This window comes from Pseudarthrobacter sp. J47 (assembly GCF_049810315.1).
GTDB lineage: Bacteria > Actinomycetota > Actinomycetes > Actinomycetales > Micrococcaceae > Arthrobacter.
This window is the reverse complement of the sequence record NZ_CP187358.1, coordinates 3638768-3658655: the sequence shown is the minus strand read 5'-3', so window position 1 is coordinate 3658655 and position 19888 is coordinate 3638768. Positions and strand designations below refer to the sequence as shown.

The window sequence follows — 19888 nt, the reverse complement described above, 5'->3', positions numbered from 1 at the left end:
AACGATATATCGGTAACTATCGCCTCGTCAACAGTCCGCCTGAAGCAGTCCTTAACCCACGACGGCGGCCCTCCCAGTGGAGGACCGCCGTCGAAAGTTCCTGCCCGCCGCAGCCGGGGAACAGTGCCGCCTTAGCGCGGACTCTTGCCCGTCAGGGGTTCGTCAGGATCGGACGCCGCTGCAGATTTCGTTGCCTTTGACACAGCCGGAGAGCCCTTGGCAGGTGTTTCGGGCGAAATAACCACCGCGAGTTCAGCGCCATGCTCGGTGAAGTGCTCCTGGATCTGGCGCTCCACTTCCTCGGACATGGTCTCTGCCACCTGGTCCGCCACCTGGTCAGACACGCGCTCGGCCACCTGGCCATGGATGCGCTCCACCATGATGGTCTGCGCCACCTTGCGCTGGGCGGCCAGGAAGGCGCGGTGCTCGCCGTGGAAGGCCCTCGCCGTGGCAATGCACATCAGCAGCATCACCACGCTGAACGGAAGGGCGGTCAAGATGGCGGCCGTCTGGATGGACGCCAACCCCTCCGTTCCCACCAGCAGCAGGGAAATGGCAACAGCCGCTGCCAGCACGGCCCAGAACACCCGGATCCAGTTCTTCGGATGGGCGTCACCGCCCGTGGAAATCATGCTCATCACCAGCGCGCCGGAGTCGGCGGAGGTGATGAAGAAGATGGCAATCAGCAAGATGGCGCCGATCATCAGGACGGGCCCGCCAGGCAGATCGCCCAGAAGGGCAAACAGCGCATTCTCGGTATCAACACCGTCCGGGCCTATCAACCCTCCCTGTCCGAAGATCTCCCGGTAGATGGCCGATCCGCCCAGGACGGAGAACCACAGAAAACCCACCAGGGTGGGGACAAGCAGGACGCCGGCCACGAACTCGCGGACCGTCCGGCCCTTGGAAATGCGGGCAATGAAGATGCCCACAAAGGGTGCCCAGGACATCCACCAGCCCCAGTAGAAGGTGGTCCAGGCACCTTGCCATGCCTCGCCCTCGGCACCGGAGAATGCCAGCGTATTAAAGGTCAGGCCCAGGACGTTCTGGAGGTAGTGGCCGATCGACTGCACAAACTCACGCAGCAGGAACAGGGTGGGCCCGGCGAACAGGACCACCATCAGCAACACGGCAGCCAGGACCAGGTTGATGTTGGAGAGCCACTTCATGCCCCTGCCCACGCCGGAGACCACGGAAATGATGGTCAAGGTGGTGATGCAGAGGATGAGCCCGATCTGCGTGCTTTGGGTGGCCGCCATGATTCCGGACGTATCCAGGCCGGCGGAAATCTGCAGGACGCCCAGGCCCAGCGAGGTGGCGACGCCGAACAGGGTTCCTACCAGCGCAATAACGTCGATCGCATGGCCCCAGGCGCCGCGGACCTTTTTGCCCAGCAGCGGCTCCAGCGTCCAGCGGATGGAGATGGGCCGGCCCCTGCGGTGAACCGCGTAGGCGATGGCGAGTCCCACCACCACGTAGATGCTCCAGGCGTGCAGGCCCCAGTGCAGGAAGGTCTGCGTAATGGCCTGCTGGCCAAGCTGGATGTCCGTGCCCGTGACGCCGGGCCGCGGACTGGCGAAGTGGTTAAGGGGTTCTGCGACGCCCCAGAAAACCAGTCCGATTCCCATGCCCGCGGCGAACAGCAGCGCGAACCAGGACATCAGGGAGAACTCGGGCTTGTCGTTATCCTTGCCCAGGGGGATGTCGCCATAGCGGCTGAATCCCATCCAGAGTGAAAAGGCGACGAAGAAGGCGACCAGAAGCACGTAGTACCAGCCGAAGGCGCCAATGACGTTTTCCTGCAGCCCCGCGAACAGTGCCGAGGCGGCTTTTGGTTGAACGAGCGCATACGCCACGAAAACCACGATTACCGCTGCCGCCGGGATGAATACGGGGCGGGCCAATCGCGATCCTTGTACCGTGCTGGTTCCTGCTGCTTTTTTGGATTTACCGGGTTCTTTGGGCGGTCCTGCCGCCGAATTATTGCTCGTTTTAGTGGTCATGGTCGTGCTCCTTGATAGGTGCCAGATGGTCATGCCTCACAACCACGCCCGCACTCAGGCGTGATGTGGTCCTCTCTCCACCCTACCGACCGGGGCGCCAAGAAATAAGCTGGCGGCCTTTGGGGTTGTCCAGAAAGTGCCCGTATTACACGATCCGGCACCGTACATTTCCGCTTTTCGAAAGGCCGCATCGCCGTGACTGTTCCCCTCTCCATCCTTGACCTGGCAACCATCGGCAAGGGCCAGACGGCGGCGGAGAGCCTGGCGGGAAGCGTGGCCATGGCGCAGCTCGCGGAGAAACGCGGCTACCGCCGGGTCTGGTATGCCGAGCACCACAACATGTCAGCGATCGCCTCTTCCGCCACCAGCGTGCTGATCGCCCACGTGGCTGCACACACGGAATCCATCCGCTTAGGCGCCGGCGGAGTGATGCTGCCCAACCACTCGCCGCTGACCATCGCCGAGCAGTTCGGCACCCTGGAAACCCTGCACCCGGGCCGCATTGACCTTGGCCTGGGCCGCGCTCCCGGCAGCGACCAGAACACCATGCGTGCCCTCCGCCGCGACCCCATGTCCGCCGATTCCTTCCCCCAGGATGTGCTGGAATTGCAGGGCTACCTCACCGGCCCCACCCGGATCCAGGGCGTTGAAGCCACTCCCGGCAAGGGCACCAACGTTCCGCTGTACATCCTCGGGTCGTCCCCTTTCGGCGCGCGGCTCGCTGCGCAGCTGGGCCTTCCTTATGCGTTCGCCTCGCACTTTGCTCCCCAGGCCCTGCAGGACGCCGTGTCCATTTACCGCAGTGAATTCAAGCCGTCAGCGCAGCTGGCTGCGCCGCACGTGATCGCCGGGGTGAACGTCATTGCCGCGGATACCGCCGCGGAGGCGCAGGCCGCGCTGCGGGCCACCATGCGTGCCCGGGTGTCCCTGTTCTTCGGTGGCGGCCGCGAATTTACCGACGACGAAGCGGACATGGTGCTCGACTCACCGCAGGGCCAGCACATCAGCCAGATGATGCGGTACTCGGCCGTTGGAACCCCGGAAGCCGTCAAGGAATACCTCGACGAATTCGCGGCGCACGCTGACGCTGACGAACTGATCGTCGCTCACCAGAGCAACGGAACTGCCGAGCGGCTGCGTTCGGTGGACCTGCTGGCCGACGTCGCCGGGCTGGTCCCCGCCTGAGCCGTTACGCGCCCGCAACGGGGTAGTCATTCGCATGAAACGGCCCGCCGAAAGAATGGCTCTGCCCCCTCCGGGCACATGGATTCCCGGAGCGGGGCACCAGCGGCCTTGGCCATTCCGGGTGTAGCCCGGCCAGCGGAGGCCCAACGGAAGGGCTCCGCCGTGGCAACACCGTTAAACCAGTCAGTCGCAGACTCCTCCCTGCTCACCAGGTCTCTTCCCGTGGGGCTGCTGCGTGAGTTCGTCCGGTCCGAGGCCACCGATGACGGCCTGACGCCGCAGCTCCTCGCTGAACTCCGCGTGCTGGCCAGGGTTCCGGGGCTGCTGGTGGCCTGCAATTACGGCGGAACCCTGTGCGATGCCGAGGGGATCTCCACCGAAACGCTGCCGCTCGGCAACGCAGCCATTGCGTTGCGTGCGCTGGCCGCGCTGCCCAACACCCATGCCGCCGTCGTGTCCGGCCGCTCCCTGCGTGACCTGGCCGCTGTGTCCCGGCTGCCCGCCGAGGTGCACCTGGTGGGGTCCCACGGCGCCGAAACGGACATGGGGTTCGCCCACGGATTGTCGCTGGCCACGGAATCCCTGCTCCAACGGGTCAACACCGAACTGGCCGAGGCTGTGGGATTCCAGCAGGGAATCTGGCTGGAGCGCAAGCCGGTGGCGGTGGCCGTCCACACCCGCCCCGCTACCCCGGAAGTCGCTGCCGAGGTCACCGAAATTGCCCGGGACATTGCCCGTACCCACGGCCTGTTCTTCATCGTCGACGGCTCCGTGCTGGACCTGTCCGTCACCGAACCCGCCAAGGCTGAGGCGTTGGAATCATTGCGGTCCCGGCTGGGAGTCAGCGCCGCCATGTTTGCCGGTGATGCCTACAGCGACGAACTGGCGATTGCCACGCTCCGCGGCCCGGACATGGGAATCCGGGTTGGCCCCGGAGAAACGGCGGCAGCCCATCGGCTGGGCGATCCGGAATCCTTCGCCCGTGTGCTGGCCATCCTGTTCGAGTTGCGCCGCGCCTGGCTGTTCGGCGAGGACGCCGTTGGCCTGGAACGGCATTCGATGATCGGCAACGGATCCTCCACCGCGCTGGTCACGCCGGACGCGAAGATCTGCTGGATGAGCCACCCGTTGCCGGATTCAGGCTCGCTGTTCGCCCATATCCTGGGCGGTGACGCCGCAGGCCACTTCTCCGTGGAGCCGGTCAAGGCGTCCCAGGTGCTGGGCCAGCGGTACGTGGACAGCACCATGATCGTGGAAACCCGCTGGGCTGACGTCACGGTCACCGATTACCTGGAGCCTGCGCCGGAGGGAATCACCAGCCTGGTCCGGGTGCTGTCCGGGACCGGGGCCGCCCGCATCGTCTTCGCACCGCGGCCGGACTACGCCAACGCACCGTTCAGTATGGAAGCCCGCGGAGATGAACTGCACATTGTGGGCACCGCGGACCCCATCATCCTCTTCGCCCCGGGAGTCACCTTCTCTGTTTCATCAGATGGCCGGCACTCCACCGCCGTGGCCTCGGTCAACCTGCAGGACGGGCCGGTGGTCCTGACCCTCCGATGCGGTGATACTGAGCCCGTTGCCGCGGACCCGGCCGAAGAGACTGACCGCCGTGCCGCCGTCGCACATCACGCAAGGAAGTGGGTGCAGGAACTGGACCTTCCCGGCGTGAAGCCTTCGCTGGTCCGCCGCAGCGCCCTGGTGCTGCGCTCGCTGGTGCACGAACCCACGGGAGCCGTGCTGGCCGCGCCCACCACGTCCCTGCCGGAGGGCATTGGTGGCACCCGGAACTGGGACTACCGCTACTGCTGGCTGCGGGACGGGTCCATGACGGTCAACGCGCTGGTGGACCTGGGCTCGGTCTCCGAAGCGCGCGGGTTCCTGGACTGGCTGGGCCGGATCCTGTCCAACGCGCCAGGCCCGGAATGGCTGCATCCGCTGTACTCGGTGACCGGCGCACCGCTTTCCACCGAGGCCATCATCGAAAGCCTGCCCGGATACGCCGGGTCCCGTCCGGTCCGGATTGGAAACGCCGCAGACCACCAGGTCCAGCTGGATGTGTTCGGCCCCATCGCCGAGCTCATCCACAGCGTCAGCGAACAGGAGGGCACGCTGGATGCCGCGCACTGGGACCTCCTGGTCCAGATGGCGGCTGCGGTGCTGGCCCGCTGGCATGAGGCGGACCACGGAATCTGGGAGGCCCGCATGGCACCGCGCCACCACGTGTACACGAAGGTGATGTGCTGGGTGACCCTGGACAGGGCGCTGCGGACGGCTGCCAGGCACGGCCGGCAGCCGGAGCCCGCCTGGGAGTCCACTGCAGCAATCATCCGTGACGAAGTGCTCCGCGAAGGTTGGGACGAGTCCGCCCGCTCCTACACCGTGGCGTACAACAGCCCGGACCTGGACGCCGCCGTGCTGCACATCGGGCTTTCCGGACTGCTCGACGTCGGGGATCCGCGCTTTTTGGCCACCGTCGCCGCCGTCGAGCGTGAACTCCGCGTGGGTCCCACAGTTTTCCGCTACAGGTACGACGACGGCCTGCCGGGTTTGGAGGGCGGGTTCCACATCTGCACCACCTGGCTGATCGAGGCATACATTGCGGTGGGCAGGACCGAGGACGCCTGGGACCTTTTTGACCAGCTGGTGAACCTCTTCGGGCCCACGGGGCTGTTGCCGGAGGAGTACGATCCCGGGACGGAAACCCACCTGGGCAACCATCCGCAGGCGTACTCCCACCTGGGCTTCATCCGCTGCGCGCGGCTGCTGGACGGGTTGCAGAAGGACTCGATGCAGAAGGACCAGTTGCAGAAGGACCTGTTGCAGAAAAACTAGGCCAGCAGCAGCGCCACACCGATCATCGCCGGAACGGCAACAACGGTGGTGACCAGGACGGTGTCCTTCGCAACAGTCAGGCCTGTGTCGTAGCGGCTGGAGGCCACAAACACGTTCTGGGCGGTGGGCAGTGACGCGACAACCACCATGGCAAACAGGGCCTGGCCCTCCATTCCCAGGGCGAACCGCGCAAACAGGTATGCAACGGCCGGCTGGATGACCAGCTTGAACGCGCTCGCCAGGAGGGTGTCGATGCGGCGGCCTGTTGCGGCCTGCAGGGGGCGGCTGCCGTTCAGGCTGATGCCGAACGCGATGAGCATGGCAGGAATAGCCGCGCCGCCGATCAGGTGGATGGGTTCCATCACCAGCGCCGGAACATCCCAGTCCATACCGGCCACCAGGAGACCCAGCCCGCTGCCCACAATCATCGGGTTCTTGACGATCATCAGGAGGAAGGCCAGGGCAGTAGTGCGGTGCTTGCTGGTGCTGGCATCCAGCAGGATCAGGAAGACCGGCGTGAAGAAGGCCAGCTGGAAGATCAGCAGCGGGGCAACATAGCTGGCATCGCCGAGGACATACACGGCGATGGGGATGCCAAGGTTGGCCGAGTTTGCCAGGGACGCCGCCATGGAGGACATCAGGGACTCAGGCAGTGACCGCTTCAGCCATAACTTCACGATCAGGAAGAATCCGACGGCGGTAGTCACCGCCGCCACGGTGATCACCAGCAGGGGAGCGGCGAACACCTGCGCCAGCTCTGCCTTGCTCAGGGTCTCGAACAGCAGTGCCGGGCTGGCAACGAAGAACGTGAGGGAACTGAGGACAGGCCGTGCTCCCGGGCCCAGGATTTTGAGGCGGCCAACGAACATACCCACCAGGATGATGGCCCAGACAACGAAGAACCCGGCGAGTACGTCCAGCACGCGCGCGGGTTAGCTGTACTGGCCGGTGAAGTTGCTCAGCGCATACGGCGGGCGCAGGGTCCCGGGGGTGATGCCCTCCGCCGGGTCGTTGCCCAGCCGGACGATCTGGTTGTTGTGGTCAACGTGGACCACCTTGGGCTCGTAGGCCAGGGCCTCGGCGGTGGACATCTGCGCGTAAGTGATCAGGATGACGACGTCCCCCACGTGGGCCAGGTGCGCTGCCGCACCGTTGATGCCGATGACGCCGGAACCGCGCTCGCCGGCGATGGTGTAGGTTTCCAGCCGGGCGCCGTTGGTGACGTCCACGATTGATACCAGTTCGCCGGGCAGAATGTCCGCAGCGTCCAGCAGGTCCAGGTCAACGGTGACCGAACCGACGTAGTGCAGGTCAGCATGGGTGACCGTGGCACGGTGGATTTTGGACTTGAACATTGTGCGATTCATAACGGCATCAGTCTACCGTTCCTGTTCAGGGGCGCGCAGTGATGCAGGAGACATTGCGGCGTTTGTGTGCCGTTCAGGTCTCCGTTCAGAAGTCGCCGTTCAGTTGGAGGGCGTGTTCGACGCCGATACTGACTCCGCCGTGGCGGCGAGGGTTTCGCGGGCGGCGAGGATGGCGGGGCGCTGCGCGCTGGACCGGCGCACCGAGGTAAATACTGTGCGGTGCGGTTTTCCCGGAAGTTCCAGCAGCCTCGCCGTGGTGCCGCGTCCGGTCCACACCAGGTCCGGCATCAGTGCCACGGCGTTTCCGGACTCAATCAGCCGGATCTGGGCCTGGAGGTCGGCCGTTTCGAAGCGCACGTCAGGCTCGAAGCCGGCGCTCCGGCAGGCCTGTTCGGCCCAGTGCCGTGACGCAGCACCACGGGGTTCCATCACCCAGGGCATGTCTGCGGTGTCCTGGAGCGAGGTAATGGTTTTGGCGGCGGGTGGAACGGCCAGCTGGATGGCATCAGTGGTGAGCTTCATCCTGTCCAGGTCCGCGTAGCGCGGGGCGGCGTGGCCGGGATACTGCTCGGCAATAACAAGGTCAAAGTCGCGGGCCCAGGTTTCGTGCAGGGCGGTTTCGGGCTCCCGCTGGACCATCTCGATCCGTACTTCCGGATATTTGGCAGTCATCCGGGTCAGGGTCTCAGGCATCAGCGCCAGGGCCGCGGACTGGAAGACGGCGATCCGGACAGTACCCGTGACGGTGGTCAGCGATGCGGCGAGGTCCGCTTCGGCCTGCTCCAGGGTCTGCAGGAGCGTGGCGGTATGGGCCACCAGGACTTCGGCCTGCGGGGTGAGCTGGACCCGGCGCCCCGTCTTCCGCAGCAGCTCCACGCCGGCCTCCTTCTCCAACAGGGCCAGCTGCTGCGAGACCGACGACGGGCTGTACTGCAATGCGTCGGCAACCTCGGCCAGCGTGCCGCGGATCTTGAGCTCACGGAGCAGGCGCAACCGGCGGACATCGAGCATGGGTTCCCCGCATTTTCGTAAGTGTGGTGAGGGCGAGTCGACAATAGATTGGCAAAACTAATGACTACTGTTTAGAAGTATTCACTTTATCTAATGCAACGTGACTTGCATACTGTTCTAACGAAGTTATGCCGGTCACACATGCAATACTGACGGCCCCCAACTAGCGGGAGACGCTAATGAGCTCACCACAAGCAAGCCAGTCGATCATGAGGCGCAAGCCCCTGGACGACATCGAAGAAGAAAACAAGCATTCAGGGCTTTTTAAGTCCCTTGGCCTCTGGCAGCTGACTGCCATTGGCGTCGGCGGCATCATCGGCGTCGGCATCTTCTCGCTGGCTGGCCTGGTGGCGGCGGGCAGTGAAAGCTCCCCGGGCGTGGGGCCCGCAGTGCTGATCTCCTTCCTCGTTGCGGGCCTCGCCTCGGCTGCAGCCGCCCTGTCCTACGCAGAGTTCGCCGGCATGATCCCGCGCGCCGGGTCTGCCTACACATACGGCTACGTAGCGCTTGGTGAGGTGATCGGCTGGTTCATCGGCTGGGACCTGCTGCTTGAATACATCGCCATCGTTGCCGTGGTGGCCATCGGCATTTCCGGCTACTTTGATGCTTTCCTGTCCGGAATCGGCATCCATATGCCGGTGTGGATGACCTCCACCCCGGACGAGGGCAAGGGCGGCGTCGTCAACATTCCTGCAATCGTCGTCTGCCTGCTGGTCACCTGGATCCTGTCCCGTGGCACCAAGGCCTTTGGCCGTTTCGAGCTGGTGGCCGTGGCCATCAAGGTGATCCTGATCCTGTTCATCATTGGCCTGGGCATCTTCTACATCGATACCAACAACTACAACCCGTTTATGCCCAGCGGCTTTGGCCCCGTCCTCGCTGGTGCAGCCACAGTGTTCTTCGCCGTGTTCGGCTATGACGCCATGAGTACCGCGGCCGAGGAAGCCAAGGACGGCAAGAAGCACATGCCCAAGGCGATCATCCTCTCGCTGATCATCGCCATGCTGCTCTACGTTGCCGCCACCCTGGTGCTCACCGGTATGCAGAACTACAAGGACATTGACCCCACGGCCGGATTCGCTTCAGCCTTCACCAGTGTTGGCCTGCCCGTCATCGCCACGATCATCTCCGTCTTCGCGGTACTTTCCATCCTCACCGTGATGCTGACCTTCCTCCTGGGTGTTACCCGCGTCTGGTTCTCCATGAGCCGCGACGGCCTGCTTCCGGGCTGGTTCTCCAAGACGGACCGCCATGGCACGCCGCAGCGCGTCACCTGGATTGCGGGCGTGTCCTCGGCTCTGCTGGCTGGCGTTTTCCCGATCAAGGCCGTTGCGGACCTCACCAACATCGGCATCCTGGCCGCCTTCGTGGTGGTCTGCCTCGCCGTCATTATCTTCCGCTACAAGAAGCCGGAGGCGCCCCGCACGTTCCGCCTGCCGCTGATGCCGCTGGTGCCCGCGTTTGGCGTCCTGGCTTCCGGCTTCCTGATGCTGCAGCTGCATTGGGAGACGTGGGCTCGCTTTGGAGTCTGGCTGGTCATTGGCCTGGCCATCTACTTCTTCTACGGCAAGAAGCACTCCCTGATGAACCCGGACAGCCCGCGCCACCAGGAAGCGGTGGAGATGCACCGGCCGCTCCCGTAGCAATCTCCTTTCCGCGGCTTCCGGCCACCGCAAAAACCCTCCCGCACGCTGTGTGCGGGAGGGTTTTTGCGTACCACTGCGCGGATGAAAAGCAGGGCAAATGCAGGGTAAGAACAGGCCGAAGTCAGCCCACAGAAATGGTTGGGTTTTCTAACCGGTATTGCTTAGAAAACATCGCTTTATCTTATGTGAATGGACGTTCATACTGATGGAAAGAGCTACAGCACGAGAGAAAGAAACGGGTAAACACCATGGCCCAGACTGCATTGCAGCACACCCCATCGAACGCGACGGGAACCGCAGCCGCAGCAACCCTTGCGGACGTTGATGTCGCGCAGGCCCAGGCGCTCGCCAACGAAACCATTGCCCTGGTGCGCCACTGGCTGACTGAAGCCTCGAAGGTTCCCGTGGACGCCTCTGCCCAGCAGCTGGCCGGTGTGCTGAAGGACCCCAACGGCCTGGACTTCACCGTGGGATTCGTGGACGGCGTCGTCCGCCCGGAGGACCTCCACGTTGCCGCCCGCAACCTCGCCGCCCTGGCACCCAAGGTTCCCGCGTTCCTGCCCTGGTACATGCGCAGCGCAGTCCAGCTGGGCGGCGTGATGGCCCCGGTCCTGCCGCAGGTTGTTATCCCCGTAGCCCGCAAGGTGCTCCGCGAGATGGTGGGCCACCTGATTGTGGACGCCACGGACGCCAAGCTGGGCCCCGCCATTGCGAAGATCCGCAAGGACGGCATCAAGCTGAACGTCAACCTCCTGGGCGAAGCCGTCCTGGGTGAGCACGAGGCCTCCCGCCGGCTGGAAGGCACGCACACCCTGCTGGCGCGCCCCGACGTCGACTACGTTTCCATCAAGGTGTCCTCCACGGTGGCCCCGCACTCGGCCTGGGCCTTCGATGAGGCAGTGGAGCACGTCGTCGAGAAGCTCACTCCGCTGTTCCAGCGCGCCAACTCCTTCGCCGCCCCGGGCAGCAGCACGGGCGGCAAGGCCAAGTTCATCAACCTGGACATGGAGGAGTACAAGGACCTGGACATGACCATTGCGGTCTTCACCAGGATCCTGGACAAGCCCGACTTCAAGAACCTCGAGGCCGGCATTGTGCTCCAGGCCTACCTGCCGGACGCGCTGTCCGCCATGATCCGCCTCCAGGACTGGGCCGCTGAGCGCCGCGCCAACGGCGGCGCCGCCATCAAGGTCCGCGTGGTCAAGGGCGCCAACCTGCCCATGGAGCAGGTGGAGTCCTCGCTGCACGACTGGCCGCTGGCCACCTGGAACACCAAGCAGGACTCTGACACCAACTACAAGCGGGTTATCAACTACTCGCTGCACCCGGACCGGATCGGCAATGTCCGGATCGGCGTCGCCGGCCACAACCTCTTCGACATCGCCTTCGCCTGGCTCCTGGCCAAGCAGCGCGGCATCGCGGATGGCGCACAGCAGGGCATCGAGTTCGAGATGCTGCTGGGCATGGCGCAGGGCCAGGCCGAAGCCGTCAAGAAGGACGTCGGCTCGCTCCTGCTCTACACACCCGTGGTGCACCCGGCCGAGTTCGACGTCGCCATTGCGTACCTGATCCGCCGCCTCGAAGAGGGCGCCAGCCAGGACAACTTTATGTCCGCAGTGTTCGAACTGAGCGAGAACGAAGTACTGTTCGAGCGCGAAAAGCAGCGCTTCCTCGCCTCCCTGGACAAGCTGGACAACGCGGTTCCGCCGGCCAACCGCCAGCAGGACCGCAACGAAGCCCCGCAGCCGATGCCGCGCGACCACTTCGAGAACACCCCGGACACCGATCCGTCGCTGCCGGCCAACCGCACCTGGGGCCGCGCCATCCTGGACCGGGTCCCGGGATCCACGCTGGGCAACGACTCCGTGGCCGCCGCGCTGATCACCGACGAAGCCACCCTCAACACGGCGATCGAAACCGCCGTCGAAAAGGGCAAGGCCTGGGGTGCGCTCTCCGGTGACGAGCGCGCTGACATCCTGCACCGCGCCGGCGACATCCTCGAAGCCCGCCGCGCGGACCTCCTGGAGGTCATGGCCAGCGAAACCGGCAAGACCATTGACCAGGGCGATCCCGAGGTCAGCGAAGCCGTGGACTTTGCCCACTACTACGCCGAATCCGCGCGGAAGCTGGACAAGGTCGACGGCGGCACGTTCGTCCCTGCCAAGCTCACCGTGGTCACCCCGCCGTGGAACTTCCCGGTAGCCATCCCGGCAGGCTCTACGCTCGCGGCACTCGCCGCCGGTTCCGCCGTCGTGATCAAGCCTGCAAAGCAGGCCGCACGCAGCGGTGCCGTGATGATCGAGGCCCTGTGGGAAGCTGGCGTTCCGAAGGACGTCCTGACCATGGTGCAGCTGGGCGAGCGGGAACTGGGCACGCAGCTCATCTCCCACCCGGCCGTTGACCGCGTGATTCTCACCGGCGGGTACGAGACCGCCGAACTGTTCCGCAGCTTCCGCCAGGACCTGCCGCTGCTGGCAGAGACCAGCGGCAAGAACGCCATCATCGTCACCCCCAGCGCGGACCTGGACCTCGCCGCCAAGGACGTGGCCTACTCCGCGTTCGGCCACGCCGGCCAGAAGTGCTCGGCTGCCTCGCTGGTGATCCTGGTGGGCTCCGTGGCCAAGTCCAAGCGCTTCCACAACCAGCTGGTGGATGCCGTGACCTCCCTCAAGGTGGGCTACCCGGAGGATCCCACCAGCCAGATGGGGCCGATCATCGAACCCGCCAAGGGCAAGCTGCTGGACGCGCTGACCACCCTGGGTGACGGCGAAAACTGGGCTGTTGAACCGAAGAAGCTGGACGAAACCGGCCGTCTGTGGAGCCCGGGCGTGCGCTACGGCGTCCAGCGCGGCAGCTACTTCCACCTCACCGAGTTCTTCGGTCCCGTCCTGGGCGTGATGACCGCAGAGACCCTGGAAGAAGCCATCGCCATCCAGAACCAGATCGAATACGGCCTCACCGCGGGCCTGCACTCCCTGAACTCGGACGAGCTGGCAACCTGGCTGGACACCATCCAGGCGGGCAACCTCTACGTCAACCGCGGCATCACCGGCGCCATTGTGCAGCGCCAGCCGTTCGGTGGCTGGAAGAAGTCCGCAGTGGGCGCCGGAACCAAGGCCGGCGGACCCAACTACCTGGTGGGCCTGGGCGACTGGAAGAGCGCCGAAAGCACGGCAACGGCAAAGCCGGCACACGCCGTAGTGCGCCGGCTCGCCGATGCTGCCGCCGAGGTCCTGACCCCGGCCGAGCTGAACGTACTGGACCGCTCGCTGGCCTCTGACGCCCAGGCCTGGGCTGATGAATTCGGTGCTGCCAAGGATGTTTCCGGGCTCAGCGCCGAACGCAATGTGTTCCGCTACCGCCCGCTGCCGGTCACCATCAGGCTTTCCGATGGCGCCCCGCTCGCGGAGCTGTTCCGTACTGTTGCCGCCGGCGTCCTTGCCGGATCGGCACTCACGGTGTCCTCCGCCGTCGTGCTTCCTGCGCAGTTGCGCACGCTGCTCTCCGGCCAGAACGTGTCAGTCACTGTAGAGTCCGACGCCGAATGGCTGGCTTCTGCTGCGAAGCTCGCCACGGCGGGGAAGCTTTCCGGAGCACGCATCCGGCTGATCGGCGGGGACGCCAAGGCTCTTGCCGAGGCGACCGGCGGCCGTCCTGACCTTGCGGTTTACTCGCACCAGGTCACGGAGGCCGGCCGCGTGGAGCTGCTGCCATTCCTGCACGAGCAGGCTGTCAGCATCACCGCGCACCGGTTCGGTACTCCGAACGCACTCTCTGTTGGACTGATCTAGCTGATTTTCTGAAGTGGCTTGATCTGGTTGATTCGTTGGGCGCTGGTCCAGCCCCCAACATTGCTGGATCAAGTGCTATCGGATTGAAATAGTGTTGGATTGAATGCTGGCCAATGGCCGGGTAGCTTCCCTGGGGGAGTTGCCCGGCCATTGCCGTTTCCACCGGCAGCCGTTAAAGCCACTCAGCCGAGGAACCACCCGGCAGGAGCCCAGGTAAAGGGCACCTTGTGTCCGGAAAATTCTTCACACCGAGTGCAGGTGTAGCTGACTTCGCCGAGGGTTTTGATGGCTCCGTCGCGTCGGACGACTGGTGGGACGAAAGATTCGAGATAGATGAATTCGTCGGTTCCGCAGCCTTCGCAATTCGGCTTTCCGACGTAGCCGTAGTCCGCTGCGAGCGGGACGGCGTGCGGTGGGCGGGTTGCGGACGTTGCGTGGAGTCCATGGCGGCGCCGGCCGTCGTGGAGCGGATGAAGAGCGGGAGGGTGATCATTATGGGCTGTCGTCATTGGCTGCCGTTTCCCGGACATCCCGGGGAGCCAAGCCACCCAGCAGATATCCGTTGAAAAATGTTCAACTTGGCCTGTCTGCTTGACCGTCCTGCCAACGATACGCAACCTGCGCGGGTTGATCAATAGTTCGATCGGTTTTCGGTGGGCCTATACCCTCAAGCCGACTTTTTCAGCGTCCGGCCCACGATCGCCTGCGTCAGGGCATCGATGACTTCCTTGTTGGCATGCGGGTTGCTCAGCAGCGTGAAGTCCACGTCCCCCACCGCCGGGAGATCGAAGCGCCTGGTGATGATCTTCAGGTCTTCCGGGACCAGCGACGACGGCATCACCGCCACCCCAATACCCGCCCGGACCGCCGCCAGCACGCCACTGATCTGGCGGGTGCTGCACGTGATCTGCCACGTGCGGCCATGCGATTCCAAGGCATCAATGGCCAGTTTCCGGCTCAGGCTGGGCGACGGGTAGGAGATCAGCGGCACCGGACGGCCGGGTTCCAGCGAGGTCTGCTCCAGGCCAACCCAGGCAAAGGAATCATGCTGGACCACCGTGCCCTCCTTGGCGCCGGCCACCCACTTCACGAACACCAGGTCCAGCTGCCCGGCGTTCAGGCGCCTGTACAGCTGGTCGCTTTGGGCGACGGTGAGCTCCAGGTTGATCTGCGGATAGATCTGCCGGAACTCGCGCAGGATCCGGGGGAGCCCGGTAATGGCAAGGTCATCCGCCGTGCCGAACCGCAGCTTTCCGCGCATGGCGGAGCCGGAGAAATACCTGTCAGCGGCATCATGCGCAGCGAGGATGGTCCGTGCGAAGCCGGCCATGGCATCCCCGTTGTCCGTCAGCCGCACATCGCGCGTATCCCGGCTGACCAGCCCGCGCTTGGCCGCGAGTTCCAGCTTGCGGACGTGCTGGCTGACGGTGGGTTGCGCCAGGCCAAGCCGCTCGGCGGCTTTGGTGAAACTGAGCGTCTCCGCCACAGCCAGGAATGAGCGGAGCTGGACGGGATCAAACACGTGGCCTCCCGGCGTCGGGCTTGGGCTATTACGTTTTGTTATCTTACTTATAGGATCAATAAACTTCCATGATCGGATGCCGCCCGCCTACGGTTAAAGGGAACCCCATCCACCTTTCTCTTTTGAGGACACCCCTGTGGCACCCCCACCCAGCGCGGCAGCGTTAACCCAGCCCCTCGACGTCGTAACCGAACGCCTGCCCTGGCGGCAAACGTTCATTTCGCTCAAGGTGCCCAACTTCCGGATCTTCGCGGCCGGGCACTTCATTGCCGTGATTGCCCTGTGGATGCAGCGGATCGCCCAGGACTGGATGGTGCTGGAACTCTCCGGGTCCGTCACCGCCGTCGGAATCACCGTGGCACTGCAGTTTGCGCCGTCACTGTTCCTTGGCCCATGGGGCGGGATGATCGCGGACAGGTTCACCAAGCGGAAGATCATCATCCTCTCCCAGTCAGTGGCCGCCGTGCTCGCCGCGGCGCTTGCCACACTGTCGCTGACCGGCGTGGTGCAGGTATGGCAGGTGTACGTTATTGCGTTCCTGCTGGGCCTGGTCACCGTGATCGACCAGCCGGCCCGGCAGGTGTTCGTCAACGAACTGGTGGGCCCTAAGTATTTGCGGAACGCCATCAGCGTCAACTCCACCACCTTCCAGCTGGGCGGGTTGCTGGGGCCCGCCGCTGCCGGCTTCCTGCTCTCTGCAGTCGGCGCCGGATGGGCGTTCGCCGCCAATGCCGTGGCCTGCACCTTCACAGTCTGCATGCTGCTCCTGCTGCGGAAGGACCAGCTGCACATCAGCCCGCCCACACCCCGCAGCAAGGGCATGCTGAAGGAAGGCTTCCGTTACGCCGTCAGCAAGCCCACCATCTTCTGGCCCTGGATGATGGCCGGCTTCATCGCGGTGTTCGCGCTGAGCCTGCCCGTCCTGCTGGCTGCCTTCGCGGACGACGTCTTCCATGTTGGGGCCAGCGGCTACGGCTTGCTGAACGCCCTGGTGGCCTGCGGCGCCCTGGCCGGTGCCATCGCCTCCACGCGCCGCCGCCAGCTGCGGCTGCGCTCCGCCGTCGTGGCCGCAGGCCTGTTCGGGCTGATGCTGGCGCTGTCCTCGCTGGCGCCCAGCTTCGCCTGGTTCGGTGCCGCCATGGTGGTGGCCGGGTTCTGGTCCCTGATGTTCCTGACCACCTCCAACCAGCTGGTCCAGACAAGCTCCAACATGGCCATCCGCGGCCGGGTGATGAGCCTCTACCTGGTGGTGCTGATCGGCGGCCAGGCAATCGGCGGACCCATGATGGGCTGGCTGGCCGAACACATCGGACCCCAGATCGCCATCCTGATTGCGGGTGGGGTGCCGGCGCTCGCAGCGCTGACAATCGGCGTCATACTGGCCAGGAAAGGTGAGCTGTCCGTGCGGGTGGACCTGAAGAACCGGCGCCGGCTGGTACGGATTGTGCAGCGGGCCGCGTAGGCCTCGAGTCTGAATGGAGCGGCTGACGGGAATCGAACCCGCGTATCAAGCTTGGGAAGCTAGCGCTCTACCATTGAGCTACAGCCGCAGTGCCCGCCATGCGGAGCAGAACTCAGCTTAGCGCAGTTCGACGCCGGTCCGGGCCACGGAGTGCGGGCGCGTCACAGGGTAACTCTTCGGTTAAGTCCGGCCCATCCGCTAGGTCCGGTCCAACACTGGTGGCTACGCTTGAAATGTAGTTGAAGTGTCAGGGGGGAGACGGGCTTCTGAGTTATTGCCCGACGTCGAAAGCGGTCCCCAATGGCATTTGCCGAGCACGATGTCCTCATCGCCTGCGATGCCATGAGGGTCTACAACTTTCTCCTTGACGGAGCCAACCTGCCGCTGTGGCGGTCCGGCATCCGCAGCATCAGCCTGGCCTCAGGCACCGCCGGCTCCAAGGGCGCCGTCTACCAGCAGACCCTGAACGGGCCCGGCGGCAGGCCCATCGCCGCGGACTTCCAGATCACCCAGGCCCGGCCCGGCGCCGAGATTGAATTCCAGGTGATCGCCGGCCCCATCCGGCCCAAGGGCGGCTACTACCTCAGCACGGAAGGCACCGGGACTCGGGTGCGTTTTGCCCTGGATTACCAGCCCAAAGGACTGTTCTCCCTGATCAAGGGCTCCATCCACCGGACCATCAAGGACGAAGTGGCGCAGCTGGAACGGCTCCGGCAGGTCCTGGAGGCGAAGGCGGGGCACTGATCCCTGCCGCCATGCGGTATTTTGGGAGGCGTGCTGATCTCTGACCGCGATATTCGTGCCGAAATAGACTCCCAACGGATTGTCCTTGAACCGTACGATCCCGCCATGGTGCAGCCGTCGTCGGTGGACGTCCGGATCGACAGGTTCTTCCGGCTCTTCGACAACCACAAATACGCGCACATCGACCCCGCGGAAGAGCAGCCCGAACTGACCCGCCTGGTGGAGGTTGACCCGGGCGAGCCGTTCATCCTGCACCCCGGCGAATTCGTGCTGGGCTCCACCTACGAGACCGTGACGCTGCCGGACGACATCGCCGCCCGCCTGGAAGGCAAGTCCTCGCTGGGCCGCCTGGGCCTGCTCACCCACTCCACCGCCGGCTTCATCGACCCCGGATTCTCAGGCCACGTCACCCTTGAGCTCTCCAACATGGCCACGCTGCCCATCAAGCTCTGGCCTGGCATGAAGATCGGCCAGCTCTGCTTCTTCAGGCTCACCTCTTCCGCCGAGCACCCCTACGGCTCCGGCGACTACGGCAACCGGTACCAGGGCCAGCGCGGACCCACGGCCAGCCGAAGCCACCTGAACTTCCACCGGACCGAGATCTAGGGCTCTTCCTCGCCTACGCCTGGACGGGTTGTGGCCTGGTGGGGCGGTACATCAGCTTCACCACGGACTCCACATACCGGGCGGCCAGCGGGCCCATAACGGCCATGATCAGCACGTACGCGGTGGCGAGGGCGGCCAGGTCGCCCGGAACCGCGCCGGACGTCACGGCCAGCCCCGCAATAACAATGGAGAATTCGCCGCGGGCAATGAGCGCTGCCCCGGCGCGGAACCGGCCGGGCCGGGCGATGCCTGCCTGCTTGGCTGCCCAGATCCCGGTGATCATCTTGGTCAGTGCGGTCACCACGGCCAGGACCAGCGCCCAGCCCAGGACCGGCGGGATGGACGCGGGATCGGTGTTCAGCCCGAACGCCACAAAGAAGATGGCCGCAAAAAGGTCCCGCAACGGCTCCAGGATGCGTGTGGCGTTGTGGGCGGTGACCCCGGAAATGGCGATCCCGAGCATAAACGCGCCGACGGCGGCAGAGACCTGCAGCGCCGACGCCAGGCCGGCCACAAGCAGCGCGGCACCCAGCAGGTTGAGCAGGAACACCTCGGAATTTTCGCTGTGCAGGGCGGAGGAGACACGGTGTCCATGGCGCAACGCGACCACCAGCACCACCGTGACCACAGCCAGCGAAATACCTACGGTCTGTAGCCCGCCCAGGAAGCTGACGCCGGAGAGTGTGGCCGTCAGGATGGGCAGGTAAACGGCCATGGCCAGGTCCTCGAACACCAGGATGGACAGCACCGTGGGTGTTTCGCGGTTACCCAACCGGCCGAGGTCCGTGATCACCTTAGCCGCGATTCCGGACGACGATATGTACGTCACGCCGCCCATCACCATGGCGCCCACCAGCCCCCAACCCAGCAGGAGGGCAATGCCTACCCCGGGCAGGAAATTCAGCACGAAGTCCAGGATGCCGGCCTTCCACGACCGACGCAGGCCGGTGACCAGCTCCGATGCCGTGTACTCCAGGCCGAGCATCAGCAGCAGCAGGATCACGCCGATCTCGCCGGAGAGATGCGCGAATTCCTGCATGCCCTCGAGCTTGATCACCCCGCCGGCGCCGAAACCCAGGCCGCCCAGAAGGTAAAAAGGGATGGGGGACATGCCGATCCGGCCGGCCAGCCGGGCCAGGAGGCCGAGGCAGAAGACAACGGCCCCCAACTCAATGAGGGTCAGCGCAAGGACGTCCATTCCGGGTTAGCCGTTGCGGAGAATATCGGCCGCCGCGTCCAGGCCTTCCTGCGTCCCTACAGCCACCAGCAGATCGCCGGTGTGGAGTACGACGTCGGGACCCGGCGAGGGGACTACCTCACCTTCACGCATAATCGCCACAATGGAAACGCCGCACCGGGTACGGATGCAGGCCTTCCCCATGGGTTGGTTCTGGAACGGCGAGTCCGCCGCGATGGAGAACTGCCGGGTGACGATCCCGGGGATTTCCCGGTGTTCTTCCGCCAGTTTCATGGCCAGGTGCTGGCCGCCCAGGAGGTTGCCCAGCACGTTCGCTTCGTCGCTGGTCAGGGGAATTGAAGCCTGGCAGGTGTCAGGATCGTCCCAGGTGGAAACGATGAGCTCGGTTTTTCCTTCGCGCAGTTCCACAACGCCGATCCGGCGGCCTGAAGCGGTAACGAAATCCTTGCGCCGGCCAATGCCGGGAAGGTCGGTTTCATCCACATTCATACGTCAAGCCTAGACCTGAACGGGCCCCA

Annotated in this window: 14 protein-coding genes and 1 tRNA gene; 7 read left to right on the top strand and 8 right to left on the bottom strand. The window is 64.8% G+C overall.

Annotated features, from left to right (window positions below):
• Positions 1–131 precede the first annotated feature (131 nt).
• Positions 132–2003: a BCCT family transporter gene (locus tag ACPJW8_RS16830; protein WP_330189177.1), complete on the bottom strand. Its 1872-nt coding sequence runs from the start codon at positions 2001–2003 to the stop codon at positions 132–134.
• 195 nt (positions 2004–2198) lie between these two features.
• Between ACPJW8_RS16830 and ACPJW8_RS16825 the strand changes: the two genes are divergently transcribed.
• On the top strand, positions 2199–3188 hold the full coding sequence (locus ACPJW8_RS16825) for an LLM class flavin-dependent oxidoreductase (protein ID WP_330189178.1): 990 nt from the start codon (positions 2199–2201) through the stop codon (positions 3186–3188).
• A 162-nt stretch (positions 3189–3350) separates the two neighbouring features.
• A complete protein-coding gene (locus ACPJW8_RS16820) occupies positions 3351–6023 on the top strand; it encodes a trehalase-like domain-containing protein (protein WP_330194385.1) in 2673 nt (890 codons plus the stop codon).
• Here the strand turns inward: ACPJW8_RS16820 and ACPJW8_RS16815 are convergent.
• From ACPJW8_RS16815 to ACPJW8_RS16805, 3 genes are all read right to left on the bottom strand, one after another.
• A complete protein-coding gene (locus tag ACPJW8_RS16815) occupies positions 6020–6946 on the bottom strand; it encodes an AEC family transporter (protein ID WP_330189179.1) in 927 nt (308 codons plus the stop codon). The two genes, ACPJW8_RS16820 and ACPJW8_RS16815, sit on opposite strands and share 4 nt — an antisense overlap.
• A 9-nt stretch (positions 6947–6955) precedes the next feature.
• Positions 6956–7390: an aspartate 1-decarboxylase gene (panD, locus tag ACPJW8_RS16810; RefSeq protein ID WP_330189180.1), complete on the bottom strand. Its 435-nt coding sequence runs from the start codon at positions 7388–7390 to the stop codon at positions 6956–6958.
• 99 nt (positions 7391–7489) lie between these two features.
• Entirely contained in the window at positions 7490–8401 is a 912-nt protein-coding gene (locus tag ACPJW8_RS16805; RefSeq protein WP_330189181.1) for a LysR family transcriptional regulator, read from the bottom strand.
• Between the two features lie 179 nt (positions 8402–8580).
• Here ACPJW8_RS16805 and ACPJW8_RS16800 point away from each other — a divergent pair, with 179 nt between their 5' ends.
• Entirely contained in the window at positions 8581–10044 is a 1464-nt protein-coding gene (locus ACPJW8_RS16800) for an amino acid permease (protein WP_330189182.1), read from the top strand.
• A 251-nt stretch (positions 10045–10295) separates the two neighbouring features.
• Entirely contained in the window at positions 10296–13838 is a 3543-nt protein-coding gene (locus ACPJW8_RS16795) for a bifunctional proline dehydrogenase/L-glutamate gamma-semialdehyde dehydrogenase (RefSeq protein ID WP_330189183.1), read from the top strand.
• 667 nt (positions 13839–14505) lie between these two features.
• Here the strand turns inward: ACPJW8_RS16795 and ACPJW8_RS16790 are convergent.
• Positions 14506–15360, bottom strand: coding sequence for a LysR family transcriptional regulator (locus ACPJW8_RS16790; protein ID WP_330189184.1), 855 nt, complete (start codon positions 15358–15360; stop codon positions 14506–14508).
• A gap of 136 nt (positions 15361–15496) precedes the next feature.
• On the opposite strand from ACPJW8_RS16790, the gene ACPJW8_RS16785 reads away from it, so the two are divergent.
• Positions 15497–16822 carry an MFS transporter gene (locus ACPJW8_RS16785; protein ID WP_330189185.1) on the top strand — a complete coding sequence of 442 codons (1326 nt, stop codon included), beginning with the start codon at positions 15497–15499 and terminating at the stop codon, positions 16820–16822.
• 14 nt (positions 16823–16836) lie between these two features.
• Here ACPJW8_RS16785 and ACPJW8_RS16780 read toward each other — a convergent pair.
• Positions 16837–16910 (bottom strand) — tRNA-Gly (locus ACPJW8_RS16780).
• A 212-nt stretch (positions 16911–17122) separates the two neighbouring features.
• Here ACPJW8_RS16780 and ACPJW8_RS16775 point away from each other — a divergent pair.
• A complete protein-coding gene (locus tag ACPJW8_RS16775; RefSeq protein ID WP_330189186.1) occupies positions 17123–17566 on the top strand; it encodes an SRPBCC family protein in 444 nt (147 codons plus the stop codon).
• 30 nt (positions 17567–17596) lie between these two features.
• Positions 17597–18172: a dCTP deaminase gene (dcd, locus tag ACPJW8_RS16770; protein ID WP_330189187.1), complete on the top strand. Its 576-nt coding sequence runs from the start codon at positions 17597–17599 to the stop codon at positions 18170–18172.
• A gap of 13 nt (positions 18173–18185) precedes the next feature.
• Here dcd and ACPJW8_RS16765 read toward each other — a convergent pair whose 3' ends face one another.
• Together ACPJW8_RS16765 and ACPJW8_RS16760 are read right to left on the bottom strand one after the other, a co-directional pair.
• A complete protein-coding gene (locus ACPJW8_RS16765) occupies positions 18186–19370 on the bottom strand; it encodes a cation:proton antiporter (RefSeq protein WP_330189188.1) in 1185 nt (394 codons plus the stop codon).
• A gap of 6 nt (positions 19371–19376) precedes the next feature.
• A complete protein-coding gene (locus ACPJW8_RS16760; RefSeq protein ID WP_330189189.1) occupies positions 19377–19859 on the bottom strand; it encodes a cation:proton antiporter regulatory subunit in 483 nt (160 codons plus the stop codon).
• Between the last annotated feature and the right edge of the window lie 29 nt (positions 19860–19888).